Source organism: Mammaliicoccus sp. O-M54, assembly GCF_022386035.1.
In the GTDB taxonomy this organism is placed as follows: domain Bacteria; phylum Bacillota; class Bacilli; order Staphylococcales; family Staphylococcaceae; genus Mammaliicoccus; species Mammaliicoccus sciuri_A.
The window spans coordinates 1-19,535 of the sequence record NZ_JAJNJE010000001.1; the positions used below are offsets into that span (position 1 = coordinate 1).

Here is a 19,535-nt window from a genome sequence, read left to right on the forward strand (position 1 = left end):
TAGCTTAACTTCCTAATAAAGCCAAGAGATGGTCCAAGTTGTAGCTTAACTTCCTAATAAAGCCAAGAGATAGCCTAAGTCGTAGCTTAACTTCCTAATAAAGCCAAGAGATGGTCCAAGTTGTAGCTTAACTTCCTAATAAAGGCAAGAGATAGCTCAAGTCGTAGCTTAACTTCCGAATAAAGCCAAGAGATCGCGCAAGTCATGGCTTAACGCCTAACTAAAGCCAAGAGATGGTCCAAGTCGTAGCTTAACTTCCTAATAAAGCCAAGAGATCGCGCAAGTCGTAGCTTAACTTCCTAATAAAGTCAAGAGATGGTCCAAGTCGTAGCTTAACTCCTAACTTAAGCCAAGAGATAGCCTAAGTCATGGCTTAATGCCTGAATAAAGCCAAGAGATAGCCTAAGTCGTAGCTTAACTTCCTAATAAAGCCAAGAGATCGCGCAAGTCATGGCTTAATGTCCGAGTAGAGCCAAGACATTTCATCATGACCATCCCCAACATCAACATTCCCAACATCGACATCTCCAAAATCATCAACAGCTCCAATTCATCCAATATCCACAACCCCCACATATCCCACAACCCTCACACACCAACACATTAAACAATGAAAAAATCCCAATCGTCTGCACGATTGGGATTTCTATTCTATCTAACCTAAAGCGACGTCTAGTATCATCATTATTGTGAATCCACCCATTAATCCTAATGTTGCTAAGTCAGTGTTGTTACCTGACTGTGATTCGGGGATGAGTTCTTCTACAACGACAAATATCATTGCGCCGGCTGCAAATGCTAAAGCATATGGTAATACTGGTGTTGCAATGACAACTAGTAATGCACCTAACATTGCGAATACAGGTTCTACTAAAGCGGAAGCTTGACCATAGTTAAATGACTTCCATCTTGATAAACCTGATGCACGGATTGGCATCGAGAGTGCTGCGCCTTCTGGAATGTTTTGTATACCGATACCGATTGCTAAGCCGAGTGCGCCTAATAATGTTGCGCCTTCATTTCCGGTTGCAACACCACCGAAAGCAACACCGATGGCCATACCTTCAGGAATGTTATGCAATGTGATTGCTAAAAACAGCAAAGTGTTTTTTCCTAATTTAGTATCTGGTCCTTCTACTCGCTGGCTTTTATCAACTGCATTTTGGTGTGCGTGAGGTATGACAAAGTCTAATAGTCTAATAAACAATCCGCCTAAAAGAAAGCCGATTGCTGCTGGTAACCAAGGCATTGCTGAATGTGAACTTTGTTCTATAGAAGGTTGTAATAAAGACCAAAAACTAGCTGCAATCATGACGCCTGCAGCAAATCCTTGCATTGTATTGATAACTTTTGTGTCTATATTTTTGAACAAGTAAACGAACGATGCACCGAATGCTGTTAACAGCCATGTGATGATACCTGCGAATAATGCTTGCAAGTATGGTGGTAGCTCTGTAAAAATCTGTTGCATAGTTTTTGCTCCTTCATATCTTTTGTGTGAAAAAAAGTGTATAATATATTAATTGAAAACTGAGAATACTAAAGGATGTTAATTCATGGAAGCATATAAAATTGAAAAACTTAATAAGCAATATGGTGACAAAATTATTTTTGATGATTTAGATTTATCCATTTCTTACAAAGAACGCATTGGTTTAGTTGGAATCAATGGAACAGGGAAAAGTACTTTGCTTAAAGTTATTGCAAATATTGATGATGATTATGATGCGAAGACATCTTATCCTAACCAATATCAAATTGCATATGCAAGCCAAAAGCCTGAACTTGATGAATCTTTAACTGTAATCGATGAAGTATTAAATAACGAAACTGAAATGACGAAAGTGATTTCTAAATATGAAAATGCTTTAAATCAATATCAACAGACTGGTGAATCTAAAGATTTAGATCTTATGATGAAATATCAATCTGATATGGATCGATTAAATGCATGGGATTACAGTGCAGACGTTAAAACTATTCTATCAAAACTAGGTATAAATGACTATCTTAAAAAAATAGCTACATTAAGTGGTGGACAGAAAAAAAGAGTTGCACTAGCAAAAGAATTAATACGTAAACCAGATTTATTATTATTAGATGAACCGACAAACCATTTAGACATTGAAGGAATTGAATGGCTTGTTAACTATATTAAACAATATCCCCATACAATCATGTTTGTTACACATGATCGTCATTTCTTAAATCAAGTTTCTACAAGAATTGTTGAACTTTCAATTGGTAAACTCACAAGTTATCCAGGTAATTATGAAGCGTATATTGAAGCAAGAGCTGAAAAAGAAGAAATTGAAGCACAACAACATGTTAAAAAGAAAGCGCTGTATAAACAAGAATTGCATTGGATGAGACAAGGTGCTAAAGCTAGATCAACGAAACAACAAGCGAGAATTCAAAGGTTTAATACGTTAGAAGAAGATATATCAAATAGAAAAACACAAGGTGAAGCAAGTTTAAATTTAGCCCATTCACGCCTCGGTAAACAAGTATTTGAGTTAGACGATATTTCTAAATCTGTTGGAGATAGAAAGTTATTTGAACACTTTACAACGATTATTCAAAAAGGCGATAGAATTGGTATTGTTGGAGAAAACGGTGCAGGTAAAACAACATTACTCAATATTATTAGTGGGTTAGATCAAACTTTTGAAGGTAATCTCATTACAGGTCAAACTGTAAAAATTGCTTATTTTAAACAGCAAGATGAAAGTTTAACTTCAGATAAGAGAATGATTGATTATCTAAGAGAAGAAAGTGAAGTTGCTAAAGAAAAAGATGGCACAGTTGTATCTGTTACGCAGTTGTTAGAAAGATTTCTATTCCCAAGTCAAACGCATGGCACTCAAATTAATAAATTATCAGGTGGAGAACAAAAACGTTTATATTTATTAAAACTATTAGTTCACGAACCAAATGTATTAATTCTTGATGAGCCAACAAACGATTTAGATACTGAAACTTTAACAATATTAGAAGCTTATATTAATGAGTTCGGTGGAACAGTTATAACGGTAAGTCATGATAGATATTTCTTAAATAAAGTGGCCAATAAATATTGGTATATCCATGATCAACAAATCGAACCTATGTTAGGTACATTTGAAGATTATTTAGAATATAAAAGAGAGCTTGAGAAAAAAGCAACACAGCAACATAAAGTAGTTCAAAAAACAGAAACGAAACCTAAGACTTCTGCTAGATTATCGTTCAAAGAAAAGCGTGAACTAGAACAACTCGAGAAAAATATCGAATATATAGAAACAAGATTAGAAGAAATTGACCAAGAAATGGTTGAACATGCTACAAATTATGAAAAATTAAATGAACTCGCAAATGAAAAGACATCAATTGAAACGCAATATGAAGAAGATTATATGCGTTGGTCATCCTTATCAGACAGATTATAAGCGTATAGAGGTGTATATATAGATGCAAAATATTTTAAAAGAGTATTTCGGATATCAACAATTTAGAGATGGACAGAAAGAAATTATTGATAAAGTTATTGATCATCGTCCCACTTTAGGTGTTATGCCAACAGGTGGCGGTAAATCGATTTGTTATCAAGTACCAGGTCTATATTTAGATGGATTAACGATTGTGATTAGTCCATTGATTTCATTAATGAAAGACCAAGTTGATAGCTTGAGATCGATGGGTATCAAAGCTGAATTTTTAAACAGTACTTTAACAGCTAAAGAGAAAAAAAGAGTAGAGAATGAACTTGTCTCAGGACAGTTGAAATTTCTATATATTGCACCTGAAAGATTTAATCAACCACAGTTTATACAAATGTTGAACAAATGTAATGTACAGCTTATCGCATTTGATGAAGCACATTGTATTTCGAAGTGGGGACATGATTTTAGACCAAGTTATCAAGAAGTGATTACACATGTTATGAGCTTACCTCATCATTTTAGATTGGTGGCATTAACAGCAACAGCTACTAAAGAAGTACAAGAAGATATTTCTCAAAAATTAGGAATTGCTGAAAGTGATATTGTTGAAACGTCTATTAAACGTGAGAACTTAACGTTTAAAGTGAACAATACATATCAGAGACTTAATTTTGTTAAAGATTATGTGAAGAAAAATATTCATCAATCAGGGATTATTTATTGTTCTACTAGAAAACAAGTTGAACAATTAAGTGAAACATTTGATGATTTAGAAATTAAAAATGTGATGTATCATGCAGGATTACCAAAAGATGAAAGAGAACGTGCGCAACGTAAATTCATTGAAGATGATATCAAATTAGCAATTGCAACAAATGCTTTTGGTATGGGGATTGATAAATCAAACGTTAGATTCGTGATTCATTATAATATGCCTCAAGATATCGAATCATATTATCAAGAGGCTGGTCGAGCTGGTCGTGATCAGTTAGACAGTGAATGTATCTTATTATTCTCAGACCGTGATATAGACCTTCAAAAATTCTTCATTTCTTCAAGTTCTGCAGATGATGAATACAAAGAAAAACAAGGCGAAAAGCTTCGACAAATGATTCAATATACGAAGACGACTAAATGCTTAGAAGCGATGATGATTCATTACTTTAATCCTGATGAAAAATTAGAAGAGTGTGGCAGATGTTCTAGTTGTTTACAATCAGAAAAATCATATAACATGACAACTGAAGCTCAAAAAATATTAAGTTGTATCGCAAGATTAAAACAAAAAGAAAAACGTAATATGATAATACAAGTATTAAGAGGCGAACAAACACCTCAAATAACATCTTTAGGATATGATGAACTCAGTACTTATGGCATTTTAAAAGATTATACGACGAATGAATGTCATCATTTACTAGATGAATTGCGTTATAAAGGCTATTTAAATGAACATAAAGAAATATTAAGTGTTGACCAAGATGCAATGGATGTATTGCGTGGAAAAGTTGAAATTATGACAACGCCATTTAAATCTAAGCCGAAAGAAATCGTTGATATCCAAACGATTACAGATGTTGATAGATCTTTATTTGATCGATTAATAGAAGTTAGAAAAGATTTAAGTAAAGAATTAGAAGTTTCACCACTTTCTATATTCTCTGATCAAATTTTAGAGCAATTTGCTAAACGATTACCTGAATCTAAAAAAGAAATGATTTTAATAGACGGTATTGGAAGTTATAAATTGAAACACTATTGTCCGATATTTATTGAAACCATTAAAAATTATAAACAACCCATTTAAGAAGAATAGGCATTTTATTGTGAAATTAGGGTAAATAATATAGAAGAAATTCTAGCACTGATAAAAAAGAGGAATGTGGTGTCTATTAATGATTAAGTTTGAAGCTGTTTCAAAGATATACGGGGATAAGAAAGCAGTAGATAATGTAAGTTTTAATATTAATGAAGGTGAATTTTTTGTACTTATAGGACCTTCTGGGTGCGGAAAGACTACAACACTTAAAATGATCAACAGGTTAATACCTTTATCAGAAGGATTTATATATTTTAACGATAAACCAATAAGTGATTATGATGTTGCGGAGATGCGATGGGATATTGGGTATGTTCTTCAACAAATCGCACTTTTCCCGCATATGACGATTAAAGAAAATATTGCGCAAGTACCAGAGATGAAGAAATGGAAAAAGAAAGATATTGCAAATAGAGTAGATGAATTGCTTACTATGGTTGGTTTAGATCCTGAAACATATCGGGATAGATATCCAAGTGAGCTATCTGGAGGACAACAACAACGTATTGGCGTTATTCGAGCACTTGCTTCCGATCCGCCTGTTGTCTTAATGGATGAACCATTTAGTGCACTAGATCCAATTAGTAGAAAGAATCTACAAGATGATTTACTTGAACTTCAATCGCAAATTAAAAAAACAATCGTCTTTGTAACGCATGATATTGAAGAAGCGATGAAAATGGGAGACCGTATTTGTTTATTGAATCAAGGACATGTGGAGCAAATTGGAACGACAGAAGACTTTATTCATCGACCTAAGAATGATTTCGTAAAATCATTTATTGGTAATGTGGATGCGCATGTATTGAAGCAAGTGAAGCTCGGTGATATTGCGCAACCAATTTCAGAAGTAAATACGCAATCTATTGATCAATATCCTAAAGTATCACCAGATCAAACGATTGACGATATATATGGATTATTAGCAGAACACGAAGCGATTGTGATGGATTCAGAAAATGCAGCACCAAGCCATATTGTGACAAGACAATATGTGTTTAGTTATTTAGCTGAAAAGAATAGAGGTGTTTCTTCATGAATGCCTTAATCGAAACACTTTCAAGCCGTAAAGGGCAACTTTTAGAAACGTTAATTGAACATATTCAATTATCATTTATTGCACTTTTAATCGCAGTCGTAATCGCAGTTCCGTTAGGTATATTGCTGACAAAGACTAAAAAGCTAGCCGAAGTTATTATTAACATCGCAGCTGTATTACAAACAATACCATCTCTTGCTTTACTAGGTTTAATGATTCCGTTATTTGGTATAGGGCGTATACCGGCAATTATTGCACTTGTTATATACGCGTTATTACCGATATTAAGGAATACATATACCGGTATTAAAGAAGTAGACCCTTCATTGATTGAAGCGGCACGTGGTATAGGTATGAAGACTGGTAGAAGATTGTCTAAAGTTGAGTTACCACTTGCAATGCCAGTTATGATGGCTGGTATTCGAACAGCTATGGTATTAATTATTGGTACAGCAACATTAGCGGCTTTAATAGGTGCTGGTGGTCTAGGGGATTTAATATTATTAGGTATTGATCGAAATAATACATCTCTTATATTACTAGGCGCAATTCCTGCAGCTATTTTAGCAATTTTCTTTGATGTATTTTTAAGAATTTTAGAAAGAATTTCATACAAAAAATCTTTAATTATACTTGGAACAATATTAGTCATATTCTTATTATCTGTGACGATACCTTTATTTGCTCAAAAAGGTGATAAAATTACTTTAGCAGGTAAGTTAGGATCTGAACCAGAAGTTATCACTAATATGTATAAGATTTTAATTGAAGAAGAAACTGACAACACTGTTGAAGTTAAAGCAGGTATGGGTAAGACTTCCTTCCTATTTAATGCATTAAAGTCTGACGAAATAGATGGATATTTAGAATTCACAGGTACAGTTCTAGGTGAGTTAACGAAAGAAACACCTAAATCAACAACTGAGAAAGAAGTATATAATCAAGCTAATAATAGCCTTGATAAAAAGTTTGATATGCAATTACTTGAACCGATGAAATATAATAATACGTATGCTTTAGCAGTTAAAAAAGAATATGCTGAAAAGCATAATATTAAAACTATTTCAGATTTAAGTAAGGTTGAAGATGAAATACGACCTGGTTTCACTTTAGAGTTTAATGACCGTGAAGATGGTTACAAAGGTATTCAAAAGAAATATGATTTAAACTTTAAAGATGTTAAAACAATGGAACCTAAATTAAGATATCAAGCGCTTGAAAGTAATGATATTGATTTAATCGATGCATATTCAACAGATGCAGAGCTTAAAGAATATGGCATGGTTGTCTTAGAAGATGACAAAAAATTATTCCCACCATACCAAGGTGCACCACTTATGAAAAAAGAAACAATTAAAGAGCATCCAGATGTGGTGAAAGCTATGAATAAATTAAAAGGCAAAATATCTGATGAAGAAATGCAAGAAATGAATTATAGAGTTACAATCAAGGATGAAGATGCTTATCAAGTCGCGAAAGAATATTTACAGAAGAATGACTTGATTGATTAAATACCATTGATTTATGAAAATGATTAGGTCTATAATACTAATAAATTAACAAACGGTAAATTTCGATTTACCGTTTTTATATTTCAACTTGGAGGTCTAAAAATGAAGCAACAATTAAGTGAATTACAAGCATACCAACCGGGGTTATCTCCGAGACAATTAAAAGAAAAGTACGGCATAGATGGAGACATGGTCAAACTTGCTTCAAATGAGAATTTGTATGGTCCTTCACCAAATGTTAAAGAAGCAATCAAAGCTAATTTAGACGAATTATTCTACTATCCAGAAGTGAAACAATTTGAAGTGAAAGAAACATTAAGTACATTTCTCAATGTGAAGAAAGAACAAATATTCTTTGGCTCAGGTTTAGATGAAGTGATTATGATTATTTCAAGAGCAGTTCTTGAAAAAGATGATGAAATCTTAACGAGTGACATGACATTTGGACAGTATAGACATCATGCTATTATTGAAAGTGCCCAAGTTAAAACAACACCAATTAAAGATGGATATTTTGATTTAGATGCAATGTATGAACAAATTACAGATAAAACGAAACTGATTTGGATTTGTAATCCGAATAACCCAACAGGTACATATTTGCCTCATGATGCTATAGAAGCATTTATTCAAAAAGTACCAGATGATATTATCGTTTTAATAGATGAAGCATATATAGAATTTGCTGTTGCTGAAGACATGCCAAATAGTTTAGAATTACTTTCAAAATATAATCAAGTCGTTGTCTTACGTACTCTTTCTAAAGCGTATGGATTAGCAGCACAACGTATTGGTTATGCAATCGCTAATGAATCATTATTAGACCAATTAGATATTGTCAGATTACCATTCAATGTAACGTCACTTTCAGCTGTTGCAGCAGATGCCGCAATTAAAGATCAAGCTTACTTAAAAGACATTACAACAAAGAATCGTCATGAAATTGAAAAATTCTTAAATGCATCTTTTAAAGAACATATTTATGATAGCCAAACGAACTTTATATACGTTAATACAGATGAACCTCAAGTATTATATGATTATTTAATAAAAGAAGGTTTTATTACGAGACCATTCCCAAATGGTGTACGTATTACGATGGGCTTTAGTGAACATAACGACAAGATGATACAAGTATTAGAAGAATTCTTTAAAACACACAGTTCGTAATAAAGGAAAGGCAATACGTTCTTTGGTATACTAGTAGACATTGATATATAAAGGAGAAGGTATAATGACGAAGCAAACAATTGGTATCGATATGGATGAAGTGCTAGCTGACACAATAAAAAAACTTTTAAGACGTTACAATGAAGAAACTTCTTCTAATGTTACTATGGAAGAACTTAAAGGTACTAAAATCCGTAATATGATGCCTGAACATCAAGGTATTTTGACAAGTATTTTAAGAGAAGATGGATTTTTTAGAGACTTAGAAGTATTTCCAGACGCTGTAGAAGTTGTACAGAAGTTAAATGAATACTATGACGTTTATATTGTTACAGCAGCGATGGACGTACCAACATCATTTGCTGATAAATACGCTTGGCTAAGAGAACATATGCCATTCTTAGACCCTCAACATTTTGTATTTTGTGGAGATAAAGGTATCGTCAATACAGATTATTTAATTGATGATAATCCTAAACAACTTGAAAGCTTCAATAATCATTCAATTATGTATGCCGCAGATCATAATATTGATATTGATAAATGGCCAAAAGTTCAAAACTGGAAAGAAGTAGAAGCATATTTCTTAGGTGAAAACGGGGAATATAATAAACAACAAGAATCTTTATCAGAATCATATAAATAAAGTAAAAGACATCAGCTTGGGAAGCTGATGTCTTTTACTTTAATGTATGCCTTGCATAAGTTTTTTAATTTTTGGCGTCATTGATAATACAATAAGTGAAACAACAATAGCGATTGCGCCGATTAAGCCAAAGTAGTTCTGTTGTCCTAACGGCTCAATCAATTTAACTAATTGTCCGTTAATACCTTGTGCTGTTGCATTTGTTAAGAACCAAAGACTAAGCATTTGTGCTGAAAAGGCTTTTGGTGCAAGTTTAACTGAAACACTTGATCCAGTAGGTGATAAACATAATTCCCCAATAACACATAGGAAGAAGCTGAGTACTAACCAAATTGGATTCATCAGTTCTGCTTGTTGCATCATCATTGCAATCATCATAGCAATAAATGAAATACCAGCAAACGCTAAACCAATTACAAATTTAAGTGGTGTAGAAGGATTGTATTTACCTAATTTTTGCCACAAGAATGAAATAACTGGTGCAAATAAAACAATGAAGATTGGGTTAATAGATTGGAACCAACCTGCTGGTATCACGAAATTAATACCATATGCATTTAAATCTAATTGTGTATGTTCTTGCGCGAATACACCAAGTACGTTTGATCCTTGTTCTTGAATGCTCCAGAATAAAACAGAAGCTAAGAACAATGGTACATACGCAAGTAATCTTGATTTTTCTGTTTGATCTATATCAGGGCTTCTATACATAATTGTCCAGTAAATAAATGGTATAACGATACCGATAATTAAAACAATTAAACTGATTGAATTAAATGTAAGATGACCTGTTAAATATAAAATAGCTAAAAGAATAACAATACCGATTGCACTATATGTAAACATTTTAGCGTATTTAACTTTTTCTTTATGATTGAGTGGGTTAGAAGGATGATTTTCAACTTCCCCAAGACTTCTTTTTTGGAATAGAATGTATGCTACTAAAGCTAAAAGCATACCGAAAGCTGCGATTGAGAATCCTTGGTGGAAACCAACGCTTACACGTACTTTGTCGATAATAAGTGGTGATAATAAAGCACCCATATTAACTGACATATAAAAGATAACAAAACCTGCATCTAATCTATTATCATTCTTATGATATAAACCACCCACAACATTTGAAATGTTTGGTTTCATAAGTCCCGAACCTACAATGATTAATATCATAGAAATAAGAAATGCACCTAAACCAAATGGTAAAGATAACACTAAGTGACCTAGCATAATAAGTACTGCACCGTACATTAATGATCTACGAGATCCGAGTAATCTATCCGCTACCCAACCACCTAATATACCTGTCATAAATATTAATGAACCATACATGGCCATAATTTGTTGAGCTGTAACTTTATCTAAACCTAGTCCGCCTTGACTGACAGTAAAGTATAAATAATACAGTAAAATTGCACGCATTCCATAATAACTAAAACGTTCCCAAAATTCTACAAAGAACAATATACCTAAGCCGCGAGGATGTCCAAAAAATCCATATTGAGGGACAGTTTCAACCATTTCCTCTCGCGTCATTTTGCCCATAAAAAATCGCTTCCTTTCTAAACTTCCCCCGATTGTCAGGTAAGTTTAAAGAACATTTTAACCCTATATGTTAGTAAATTCAATAAAATTTTAATAAGTTCTAATATTGTGAATATTCTAAAATAATTAATATATCAATAATAAGTATTTTTACACATATTAGTTAATTGTGTAACAGATATAGGGAGGGGGAGGATTTATGTGTGGGATCTTAGTTGTGTCGTTAGGGACAGAATTCCGAGAAATGTCCGTAAGAGATATTGTTAGGGACAGAATTCCGAGAAATGTCCGTAAGAGAGGTTGTTAGGGACAGAATTCCGAGAAATGTCCGTAAGAGATAGCGTTCTAACTACCACAATTCAGAAAAATGGAAGTCAGAGCATTCTAATTACCAGAATTCAGAATAGTGGAAGTTAGCGGATTCTAATTACCAGAATTCAGAATAATGGAAGTTAGCGGATTCTAATTACCACAATTCGGAATAATGGAAGTTACAGCATTCTAACTACCAGAATTCAGAAAAATGGAAGTTAGAGTATTCTAATTACCAGAATTCGAAATAATGGAAGTTACAGTATTCTAATTACCAGAATTCGAAATAATGGAAGTTAGCGCATTCTAACTCCCACCAATCAAAACTTTCTTAATACTAAAAAAGGCAAGGACAACTTTCGTTGCCCTTACCTGGTAAATGGCTAGATCTTATTTTACGCCTGCCATTAATGTTTTAATTTTTGGACTTGCTACAAGTAAGATGATTGAAATGATGATAGCGAATATACCTGAGTATAAGAAATAATCATTTGAACTAATACTTGTATAAATTTTTACCATTTGAGCATTCAAACCTTGAGCCATAGCGTTTGATAAGAACCAAACACTCATCATTTGAGCTGTGAATGCTTTTGGTGCTAATTTAGTCGTTGTTGATAATGCGATTGGTGATATACAAAGTTCACCTAATGTTACTAATAAGAAACTTGCAAATAACCAAACTGGGTTAATTAATGTTGATGTGTCTGATAATGGAACGACCATAATAATATATGAAAGTCCTGCTAAGAATACACCTATTGCAAATTTATAAACAGTAGGTGGGTTGAATTTACCTAATTTAACCCATAATACTGAGAACACTGGTGCTAAAATAATAATGAAGAATGGGTTAAGTGATTGGAACCAAGCTGCTGGTATATTAAAATCAATTGCGCCACCTGTTAATTTAGCCATGCTTAATTGTGTCTTAGTATCTGCAAATTGTGCTAATACTGTAGAACCTTGCTCTTGAATCATCCAGAATGCTACTGCTGCAATGAATAATGGTATATATGCATATACACGTGTACGTTCATAATCTTCCGTCTTTTTACTTAATGAAATTTTTACGAAATAGTAAATTGGTAGAGCAACACCAAGTATTGAAATAAAGTTTGCGAAATTAGGCAATGTTAATTGTCCGAATAAACTTAGGATGAAACAAACAATTGCGATAATTACGACAGTGATACCAACAATTTTGACCATTTTTTTCTTTTCAGAAGATGATAATGGATCGGGTACTTCGATACCAGCTAAACCTAGATATTTCTTGTTTGTGATGAAATAAATGATTAAACCGATGAACATACCAACTGCTGCTACTGCAAAACCAGCATGGAAGCCTACGTTTACTTGTAACCAACCGATTAATAATGGTGAAATTAAAGCACCTAAGTTGATTGACATGTAGAAAATAGTAAATGCTGAATCCATTCTTGGGTCATTCTTTTCATATAATAAACCTACTGTAGAAGAAATGTTTGGTTTCAATAATCCTGTACCAATAATTAAGAATAATAGCGCTATTAATAGCAATGTAAAATTATTTGGTAGTGATAATAAGATGTGACCAATCATGATGAGTATTCCACCGTAGAATAATGCATGACGTGTACCAGTAATTCTATCAGCAATCCATCCACCGATAACACCACTCATATAAACAAGTGCACCGTAGATTGAGACGATTTGAAGTGCTAAACCTTGATCAATACCAAAGCCGCCTTTTGCTACTGAATAGTAAATGTAGTAGGCAAGAATAGCTTTCATTCCATAATAACTAAATCTTTCCCAGAATTCGGTAAGAAATAATGTAGCCAAGCCTTTAGGATGACCAAAGAAACCTGTACGTGGTGTACTTTGGATAATTTCCTCTTTAGTATAATGTTTGTTACCCATTTTTTACTTCCCCTCATAATAAACTGTATTCAATTTTATAGATGTACTTAAAATTAGCACATGTTAAATTGTAATGCTTTCGCAAAATAAACACAAGGTAAAGATTAACAATATTCTTACAATAATGACTATTAAAAATAATAGCGTCAATAGTGGCAAGGCTTAAAATAAATGTGAACAAATTTTTAAAGTTGTAAGCGTTTTCTTAATTGGTGAGTAATATGTTTTGAAATGTGAAATTTATGTATATTAAAAGCCGAGTCATGTTGAATATGACTCGGCTATATATTGAATTATTATCTGTTGTCTATATTTTCAGGATATAAATCGTGGTTCATCATACGATACTCTGCCATTTTTTCGTATTTAGAACCTGGTCTTCCATAGTTTGTATAAGGGTCTATAGAAATGCCTCCGCGTGGCGTGAATTTACCTAAAACTTCTATATAATGGGGATCCATTAATTCTATTAAATCATTCATAATAACGTTCATACAATCTTCGTGAAAATCACCATGGTTTCTAAAGCTGAATAAATATAATTTTAATGATTTAGATTCTACCATTTTAACGTTTGGTATATAAGAAATATAAATTGTCGCAAAATCAGGTTGTCCAGTGATAGGACATAAAGAAGTGAATTCTGGACAATTGAATTTTACAAAGTAATCTCTACCTTGATGTTTATTGTCGAACACTTCTAATACTTCAGGTTTGTATTGATCATGATATTGATTGTTTTGATTCCCTAATAACGTAATATCTTTTAATTCGTCTTTGTTTCTTCCCTCTGACATTATGATTCTCCTTTATTAATTGCTTCTTTAGGTTTAGGATTTCTTTGGGCTTTCTTGAACATGTAATAGCCTGCTAAGAATATAATAATGTATCCTAGATAACTGAGTAAATCTGGTATTTCTTTAAATAAGATGAAACCAAGTATGGCACTGAATATGACAGATGCGTATACAAATATTGAAATATCTTTTGCTGCTGCGAAACTATAGGCAATTGTTATACCGAATTGACCAACTGTTGCAAAGACACCTGATAACAATAATATGATGACTTGTGAAAGTGTCATTGGTTCAAATGTAAAGATGACAAATGGAATTAATGCGACCGTAGAAAAGAATGAAAAGTAAAATACTGTTGTATATGATTTTTCACGTTGTCCTAAAGGTCGTAGGGCAGTATATGCACCTGCAGCAAAAATTCCAGATAATAAACCGATAATTGCTGGCATCATATCTGAATCAAATGTAGGCTTAATTATAAACAATGCACCAAGAATCGCTACAATCATTGCAATCACTTGATATTTGCGTGCTTTTTCATTTAAAAATATCGCGCAAAGTAGTATAGTCCAGAATGGGTTTAATTTCATTAACATATCCGCATCACTTAAAACCATGTGATCAATCGCATAAATATTGAGTAATACACCAATAAGTCCAAGTGTAGAGCGTAAAATGAGTAACGGTTGATTTTCTAATTTACCGAAAAATGGTGCTCTATACTTCATGACAAAGTAAATCGGTACAATCATTGCGATGAGATTTCTGAAAAGTGATTTTTGAAAAACTGGTAAGTCACCAGATAATCTGAAGAATACTGCCATTAAACTAAAACCAATCGAAGAAATGAGTATTGCAATTATTCCTTTTACTGTGGAATTCATGTAAACACCTTCTATTTTTTATCAATGAACATATATTATCATAATTCACTTTAAAAAGTATATGACTTGTTCGGTGATTGTTTTCGACAAATAAATTTTTATGAAAGCAATTTTCAAATGTTGATATAGCAACGCTTAGTCGAAACAAGAAGAAAGTCAACCCTATTTTTTTAAAAAAAATAAGGTATTATAAGTGTTATGAATCATTTAAAGTGCTATAATGAATCACATAATATAGTATGTGCTTATAAAACGTAACACTATATCTTGTGTTTTGTGCATTTGAAATAAAAATGAATAAAGTGTTCATTTTTTTGTATTTTTTATTTCATTTATACAGTTGAATAAGCATTTACATGTGGTAGGTGAAAGTTTATGAAGATAATTTATTACTCTTTAACTGGTAATGTACGACGGTTCATACAGAGAGCAGGATTGTCTGACACAATGGCTCTCACTGAGGCAAACAAGACAAATGAAATAAATGAACCATTTATAATGGTTACAGGTACAATTGGATTTGGCCAAGTACCTGATACTGTACAAGATTTTTTGAAAGTGAATCATCATAATCTTAAAGCAGTAGCAGGTAGTGGAAATAGAAATTGGGGACAGAATTTCGCGAAAGCTAGTGAAGAAATCGCGAATCAATATCATGTCCCTTTATTGATGAAATTTGAGTTACACGGTAACCAAGCTATAGCAGATGAATTTAAGGAAAAGGTGGTTAATCTCTATGAAAATGATAAACAAGCAAAAGAAAAATCATATTGAATTAAACAATAAAGTAACAAAGAGAAGAGAAGACGGCTTTTTCGATATTGAAAAAGATCAAGAAGCATTAGAAGTATATTTAGAAGAAATTGCAGAAAAAACAATTCAATTCAATGATCCTATTGAACGCTTACACTTTTTAGTTGAACAAGACTTTTATTATGACTTATTTAAAGAATATAGTGAGGCATCATTAAAAGAGATTAACCAGTTTGCAGATTCAATTCCTTTTCAATTTGCAAGTTACATGTCAGCTAGTAAGTTCTTCAAAGATTACGCTTTGAAGACTAATGATAAATCAGAATACCTTGAAACATATAAAGAACACGTTATTATTGTTTCTTTATATTTAGCTAAAGGTAATGTTGAACAAGCTAAACAATTTGTTGAAGGTATGATTGAACAACGTATTCAACCTGCAACACCAACTTTCTTAAATGCTGGTAGAGCTAGACGTGGGGAGTTAGTAAGTTGTTTCCTTTTAGAAGTAGATGATAGCTTAAATTCAATTAACTTTATTGATTCAACAGCTAAACAATTGAGTAAAATTGGTGGCGGTGTAGCAATCAACTTATCTAAATTACGTGCACGTGGTGAAGCTATTAAAGGCATTAAAGGTGTCGCTAAAGGGGTATTACCAGTTGCTAAATCACTTGAAGGTGGCTTTAGTTATGCTGATCAACTTGGCCAAAGACCTGGTGCGGGTGCAGTATACTTAAACATCTTCCATTATGATGTATTAGAATTCTTAGATACTAAAAAAGTGAACGCAGATGAAGATATTAGATTATCTACTATTTCTACTGGTTTAATCGTTCCATCTAAATTCTTTGATTTAGCTAAAGAAGGTAAAGATTTCTATATGTTTGCACCACATACTGTTGAACGTGAATATGGTGTGACACTAGATGATATTAATCTTGATGAATATTATGATGAGCTAGTTGCAAATCCTAATATCATTAAAAAAGCTAAAGATGCACGTGATATGTTAAATACAATTGCTCAAACGCAATTACAATCAGGTTATCCTTATTTGATGTTTAAAGATAATGCGAATAAAGTACATCCTAACTCTAATATCGGACAAATCAAAATGAGTAACTTATGTACAGAAATATTCCAATTACAAGAAACGTCAATTATTAACGATTATGGAACTGAAGATGAAATCAAACGTGATATTTCTTGTAACTTAGGTTCATTAAATATTGTAAACGTGATGGAATCTAAGAAATTCCGTGATTCTGTACATATTGGTATGGATGCTTTAACAGTTGTATCTGATGATACAGATATTAAAAATGCACCAGGTGTAAGAAAAGCAAACAATGAGTTACATTCTGTAGGTTTAGGTGTTATGAACTTACACGGTTTCTTAGCTAAAAACAAAATTGGTTATGAATCAGAGCAAGCTAAAGACTTCGCAAATGTCTTCTTCATGATGATGAACTACTATTCTATTGAACGTTCAATGGAAATTGCGAAAGAAAGACAAGAAACATATGTAGATTTCGACAAATCTGATTACGCTTCAGGTAAATACTTTGAAAAATATATCCAACAAGATATTAAACCTGAATACGATAATGTTGCGACATTATTTGAAGGTTTTGATATTCCAACTACAGAAGATTGGAAAGCATTAGCAGAAGCTGTTAAAGAACATGGTTTATACCATGCATATAGACTTGCTATTGCACCAACACAAAGTATTTCATATGTACAAAATGCGACAAGTTCTGTTATGCCAATTGTTGACCAAATTGAAAGAAGAACATATGGTAATGCAGAAACATTTTACCCAATGCCATTCTTATCACCTGAAACAATGTGGTATTACAAATCAGCATTTAATACAGATCAAATGAAATTAATTGATTTAATTGCAACGATTCAAGAGCATGTAGACCAAGGTATTTCTACAATTTTATATGTAAATTCAGAGATTTCAACACGTGAACTTTCAAGATTATACGTATATGCTCACCATAAAGGCTTAAAATCACTTTACTATACACGAAATAAATTATTAAGCGTTGAAGAATGTACAAGTTGCGCAATCTAATCAATTTAATTAAGATAGGAGATCTAATATGAAGGCAGTAAATTGGAATACACAAGAAGATATGACGAATATGTTTTGGCGTCAAAACATCTCTCAAATGTGGGTTGAGTCAGAATTTAAAGTATCTAAAGATATAGCAAGTTGGGAAACATTAACAGAACCTGAAAAAAATGCTTTTAAAAAGGCATTAGCTGGTCTTACTGGATTAGATACACATCAAGCTGATGATGGCATGCCTCTAATCATGATGCATACGAAAGACTTACGTAAAAAAGCAGTGTATTCATTTATGGGTATGATGGAACAAATACATGCGAAAAGTTATTCACATATATTCACGACATTATTACCATCTAGTGAAACAAATGAATTATTAGATAAGTGGGTTGTTGAAGAACCACACTTGAAATATAAATCAGAAATGATCGTAGGTAATTATCATAAATTATGGGGTAAAGAAGCTTCAATTTATGATCAATACATGGCTAGAGTATCAAGTGTGTTCTTAGAAACATTCTTATTCTACTCAGGTTTCTACTATCCATTATATTTAGCTGGACAAGGCCGTATGACAACTTCAGGAGAAATCATTCGTAAAATTTTACTAGATGAATCTATCCACGGTGTATTTACTGGACTAGATGCACAAAGTTTAAAAAATGAATTGTCACAAGACGAACAAATTAAAGCGGATAGAGAAATGTATCGTATGCTTGATTTACTCTATAAGAATGAATACGAATATACAAAAACATTATATGATGAAATAGGATTAACAAATGATGTTATGAACTACGTAACATATAATGCGAATAAAGCATTAGCTAATTTAGGATTTGAACCATATTACGAAGAAAAAGCGTTCAACCCAATTATTGAGAATGCATTAAATACAAGTACTAAAAACCATGACTTCTTCAGTGTTAAAGGTGACGGTTATGTACTAGCATTAAATGTAGAAGCACTTAAAGATGAAGACTTCATCTTTGATGAAAAGTAAAATATTAAGTAATAGCCTAGGACATGTATCTTGTCCTAGGCTATTTTTTATGAGAAATCAAAAGTTAACATATTTTTCAATATTTATTGGAATTTATGTGATATTTATTGTTTATAATGAAGATAATATATTGAAAGGTGGGTTATATTCATGAAAAGAATATTACTAGGGGTATTAACTGTATTGGTCATTTCTGTGCTAGCAGCATGTGGAAATGACAAGAAAGAGGATGAGCATCATCATTCAGAACATAAGTCTTCTGATAAACCTCAAGCTTTGGAAGTTGCTTTAGATGTGCCTAAAGAAGCTAAAAGTGGTGAAGAAGTAGAGCTTTCTGCAAAAGTGACACTTGGTGATGAAAAAGTAAAAGATGCAGATGAAGTGATGTTTGAAATCGTTAAAGATGGGGATAAAAAATCTTCAGAAATGAAGAAAGTTAAAGAAAATAAAGATGGTGTGTATACTTTAAAATATAAATTTAAAGAAGCGGGCCAATACAATGTAACAAGTCATGTTACTGCTAGAGATCAACACACAATGCCAAACAAAGACATTAATATAAAATAATTATAAAAGAGTGATGGAATTTAATTCCATCACTCTTTTTTATAAATAGCATTGCATTTAGTCATATTCTTCATTACAA

Annotated in this window: 16 protein-coding genes; 10 read left to right on the top strand and 6 right to left on the bottom strand. The window is 32.5% G+C overall.

The window, feature by feature from the left end; all coding sequences use genetic code 11:
• Window positions 1-414: 414 nt before the first annotated feature.
• Both LQ673_RS00005 and LQ673_RS00010 read right to left on the bottom strand, forming a co-directional pair.
• Complete coding sequence (locus tag LQ673_RS00005) at window positions 415-558, bottom strand: hypothetical protein (RefSeq protein WP_191836352.1); 144 nt, start codon at window positions 556-558, stop codon at window positions 415-417.
• A gap of 97 nt (window positions 559-655) precedes the next feature.
• Complete coding sequence (locus LQ673_RS00010) at window positions 656-1,471, bottom strand: ZIP family metal transporter (protein ID WP_037588700.1); 816 nt, start codon at window positions 1,469-1,471, stop codon at window positions 656-658.
• Window positions 1,472-1,556: 85 nt separating this feature from the next.
• Between LQ673_RS00010 and LQ673_RS00015 the strand changes: the two genes are divergently transcribed.
• The 6 genes from LQ673_RS00015 (at window position 1,557) to LQ673_RS00040 (ending at window position 9,607) form a co-directional block, all read left to right on the top strand.
• Complete coding sequence (locus tag LQ673_RS00015) at window positions 1,557-3,428, top strand: ABC-F family ATP-binding cassette domain-containing protein (protein ID WP_191836350.1); 1,872 nt, start codon at window positions 1,557-1,559, stop codon at window positions 3,426-3,428.
• A gap of 22 nt (window positions 3,429-3,450) precedes the next feature.
• The gene (gene recQ / locus LQ673_RS00020; RefSeq protein WP_025905404.1) at window positions 3,451-5,229 is read left to right on the top strand and encodes a DNA helicase RecQ; all 1,779 of its coding nucleotides are present in this window, start codon (window positions 3,451-3,453) and stop codon (window positions 5,227-5,229) included.
• A gap of 88 nt (window positions 5,230-5,317) precedes the next feature.
• Window positions 5,318-6,280 carry an ABC transporter ATP-binding protein gene (locus LQ673_RS00025; protein WP_191836349.1) on the top strand — a complete coding sequence of 321 codons (963 nt, stop codon included), beginning with the start codon at window positions 5,318-5,320 and terminating at the stop codon, window positions 6,278-6,280.
• Complete coding sequence (locus LQ673_RS00030; protein WP_037588706.1) at window positions 6,277-7,791, top strand: ABC transporter permease/substrate-binding protein; 1,515 nt, start codon at window positions 6,277-6,279, stop codon at window positions 7,789-7,791. Before LQ673_RS00025 ends, LQ673_RS00030 begins: the two co-directional genes overlap by 4 nt.
• 102 nt (window positions 7,792-7,893) lie before the next feature.
• The gene (gene hisC, locus LQ673_RS00035; RefSeq protein ID WP_204256208.1) at window positions 7,894-8,961 is read left to right on the top strand and encodes a histidinol-phosphate transaminase; all 1,068 of its coding nucleotides are present in this window, start codon (window positions 7,894-7,896) and stop codon (window positions 8,959-8,961) included.
• Window positions 8,962-9,025: 64 nt separating this feature from the next.
• Window positions 9,026-9,607: a 5' nucleotidase, NT5C type gene (locus LQ673_RS00040; protein ID WP_025905408.1), complete on the top strand. Its 582-nt coding sequence runs from the start codon at window positions 9,026-9,028 to the stop codon at window positions 9,605-9,607.
• Window positions 9,608-9,646: 39 nt separating this feature from the next.
• Here the strand turns inward: LQ673_RS00040 and LQ673_RS00045 are convergent, their stop codons facing one another.
• The 4 genes from LQ673_RS00045 to LQ673_RS00060 all read right to left on the bottom strand — a co-directional run bounded on the left by LQ673_RS00045 (window position 9,647) and on the right by LQ673_RS00060 (window position 15,047).
• Window positions 9,647-11,149, bottom strand: coding sequence for a peptide MFS transporter (locus LQ673_RS00045; RefSeq protein ID WP_204171233.1), 1,503 nt, complete (start codon window positions 11,147-11,149; stop codon window positions 9,647-9,649).
• Between the two features lie 702 nt (window positions 11,150-11,851).
• Window positions 11,852-13,366, bottom strand: a complete 1,515-nt coding sequence (locus tag LQ673_RS00050) for a peptide MFS transporter (RefSeq protein ID WP_037588711.1) — start codon at window positions 13,364-13,366, stop codon at window positions 11,852-11,854.
• Window positions 13,367-13,662: 296 nt separating this feature from the next.
• A complete protein-coding gene (gene queF / locus LQ673_RS00055) occupies window positions 13,663-14,163 on the bottom strand; it encodes a preQ(1) synthase (protein ID WP_037588713.1) in 501 nt (166 codons plus the stop codon).
• A complete protein-coding gene (locus LQ673_RS00060; RefSeq protein WP_037588714.1) occupies window positions 14,163-15,047 on the bottom strand; it encodes a DMT family transporter in 885 nt (294 codons plus the stop codon). The genes queF and LQ673_RS00060 overlap by 1 nt, the downstream gene beginning before the upstream one ends.
• Before the next feature lie 375 nt (window positions 15,048-15,422).
• On the opposite strand from LQ673_RS00060, the gene nrdI reads away from it, so the two are divergent.
• The 4 genes from nrdI to LQ673_RS00080 all read left to right on the top strand — a co-directional run bounded on the left by nrdI (window position 15,423) and on the right by LQ673_RS00080 (window position 19,456).
• The gene (nrdI, locus tag LQ673_RS00065) at window positions 15,423-15,821 is read left to right on the top strand and encodes a class Ib ribonucleoside-diphosphate reductase assembly flavoprotein NrdI (protein ID WP_037588716.1); all 399 of its coding nucleotides are present in this window, start codon (window positions 15,423-15,425) and stop codon (window positions 15,819-15,821) included.
• A complete protein-coding gene (gene nrdE / locus LQ673_RS00070) occupies window positions 15,784-17,889 on the top strand; it encodes a class 1b ribonucleoside-diphosphate reductase subunit alpha (RefSeq protein ID WP_191836346.1) in 2,106 nt (701 codons plus the stop codon). The genes nrdI and nrdE overlap by 38 nt, the downstream gene beginning before the upstream one ends.
• Window positions 17,890-17,917: 28 nt before the next feature.
• Window positions 17,918-18,889, top strand: coding sequence for a class 1b ribonucleoside-diphosphate reductase subunit beta (nrdF, locus tag LQ673_RS00075; protein ID WP_025905415.1), 972 nt, complete (start codon window positions 17,918-17,920; stop codon window positions 18,887-18,889).
• 150 nt (window positions 18,890-19,039) lie between these two features.
• Window positions 19,040-19,456, top strand: coding sequence for a FixH family protein (locus tag LQ673_RS00080; protein ID WP_025905416.1), 417 nt, complete (start codon window positions 19,040-19,042; stop codon window positions 19,454-19,456).
• Window positions 19,457-19,535: the final 79 nt, after the last annotated feature.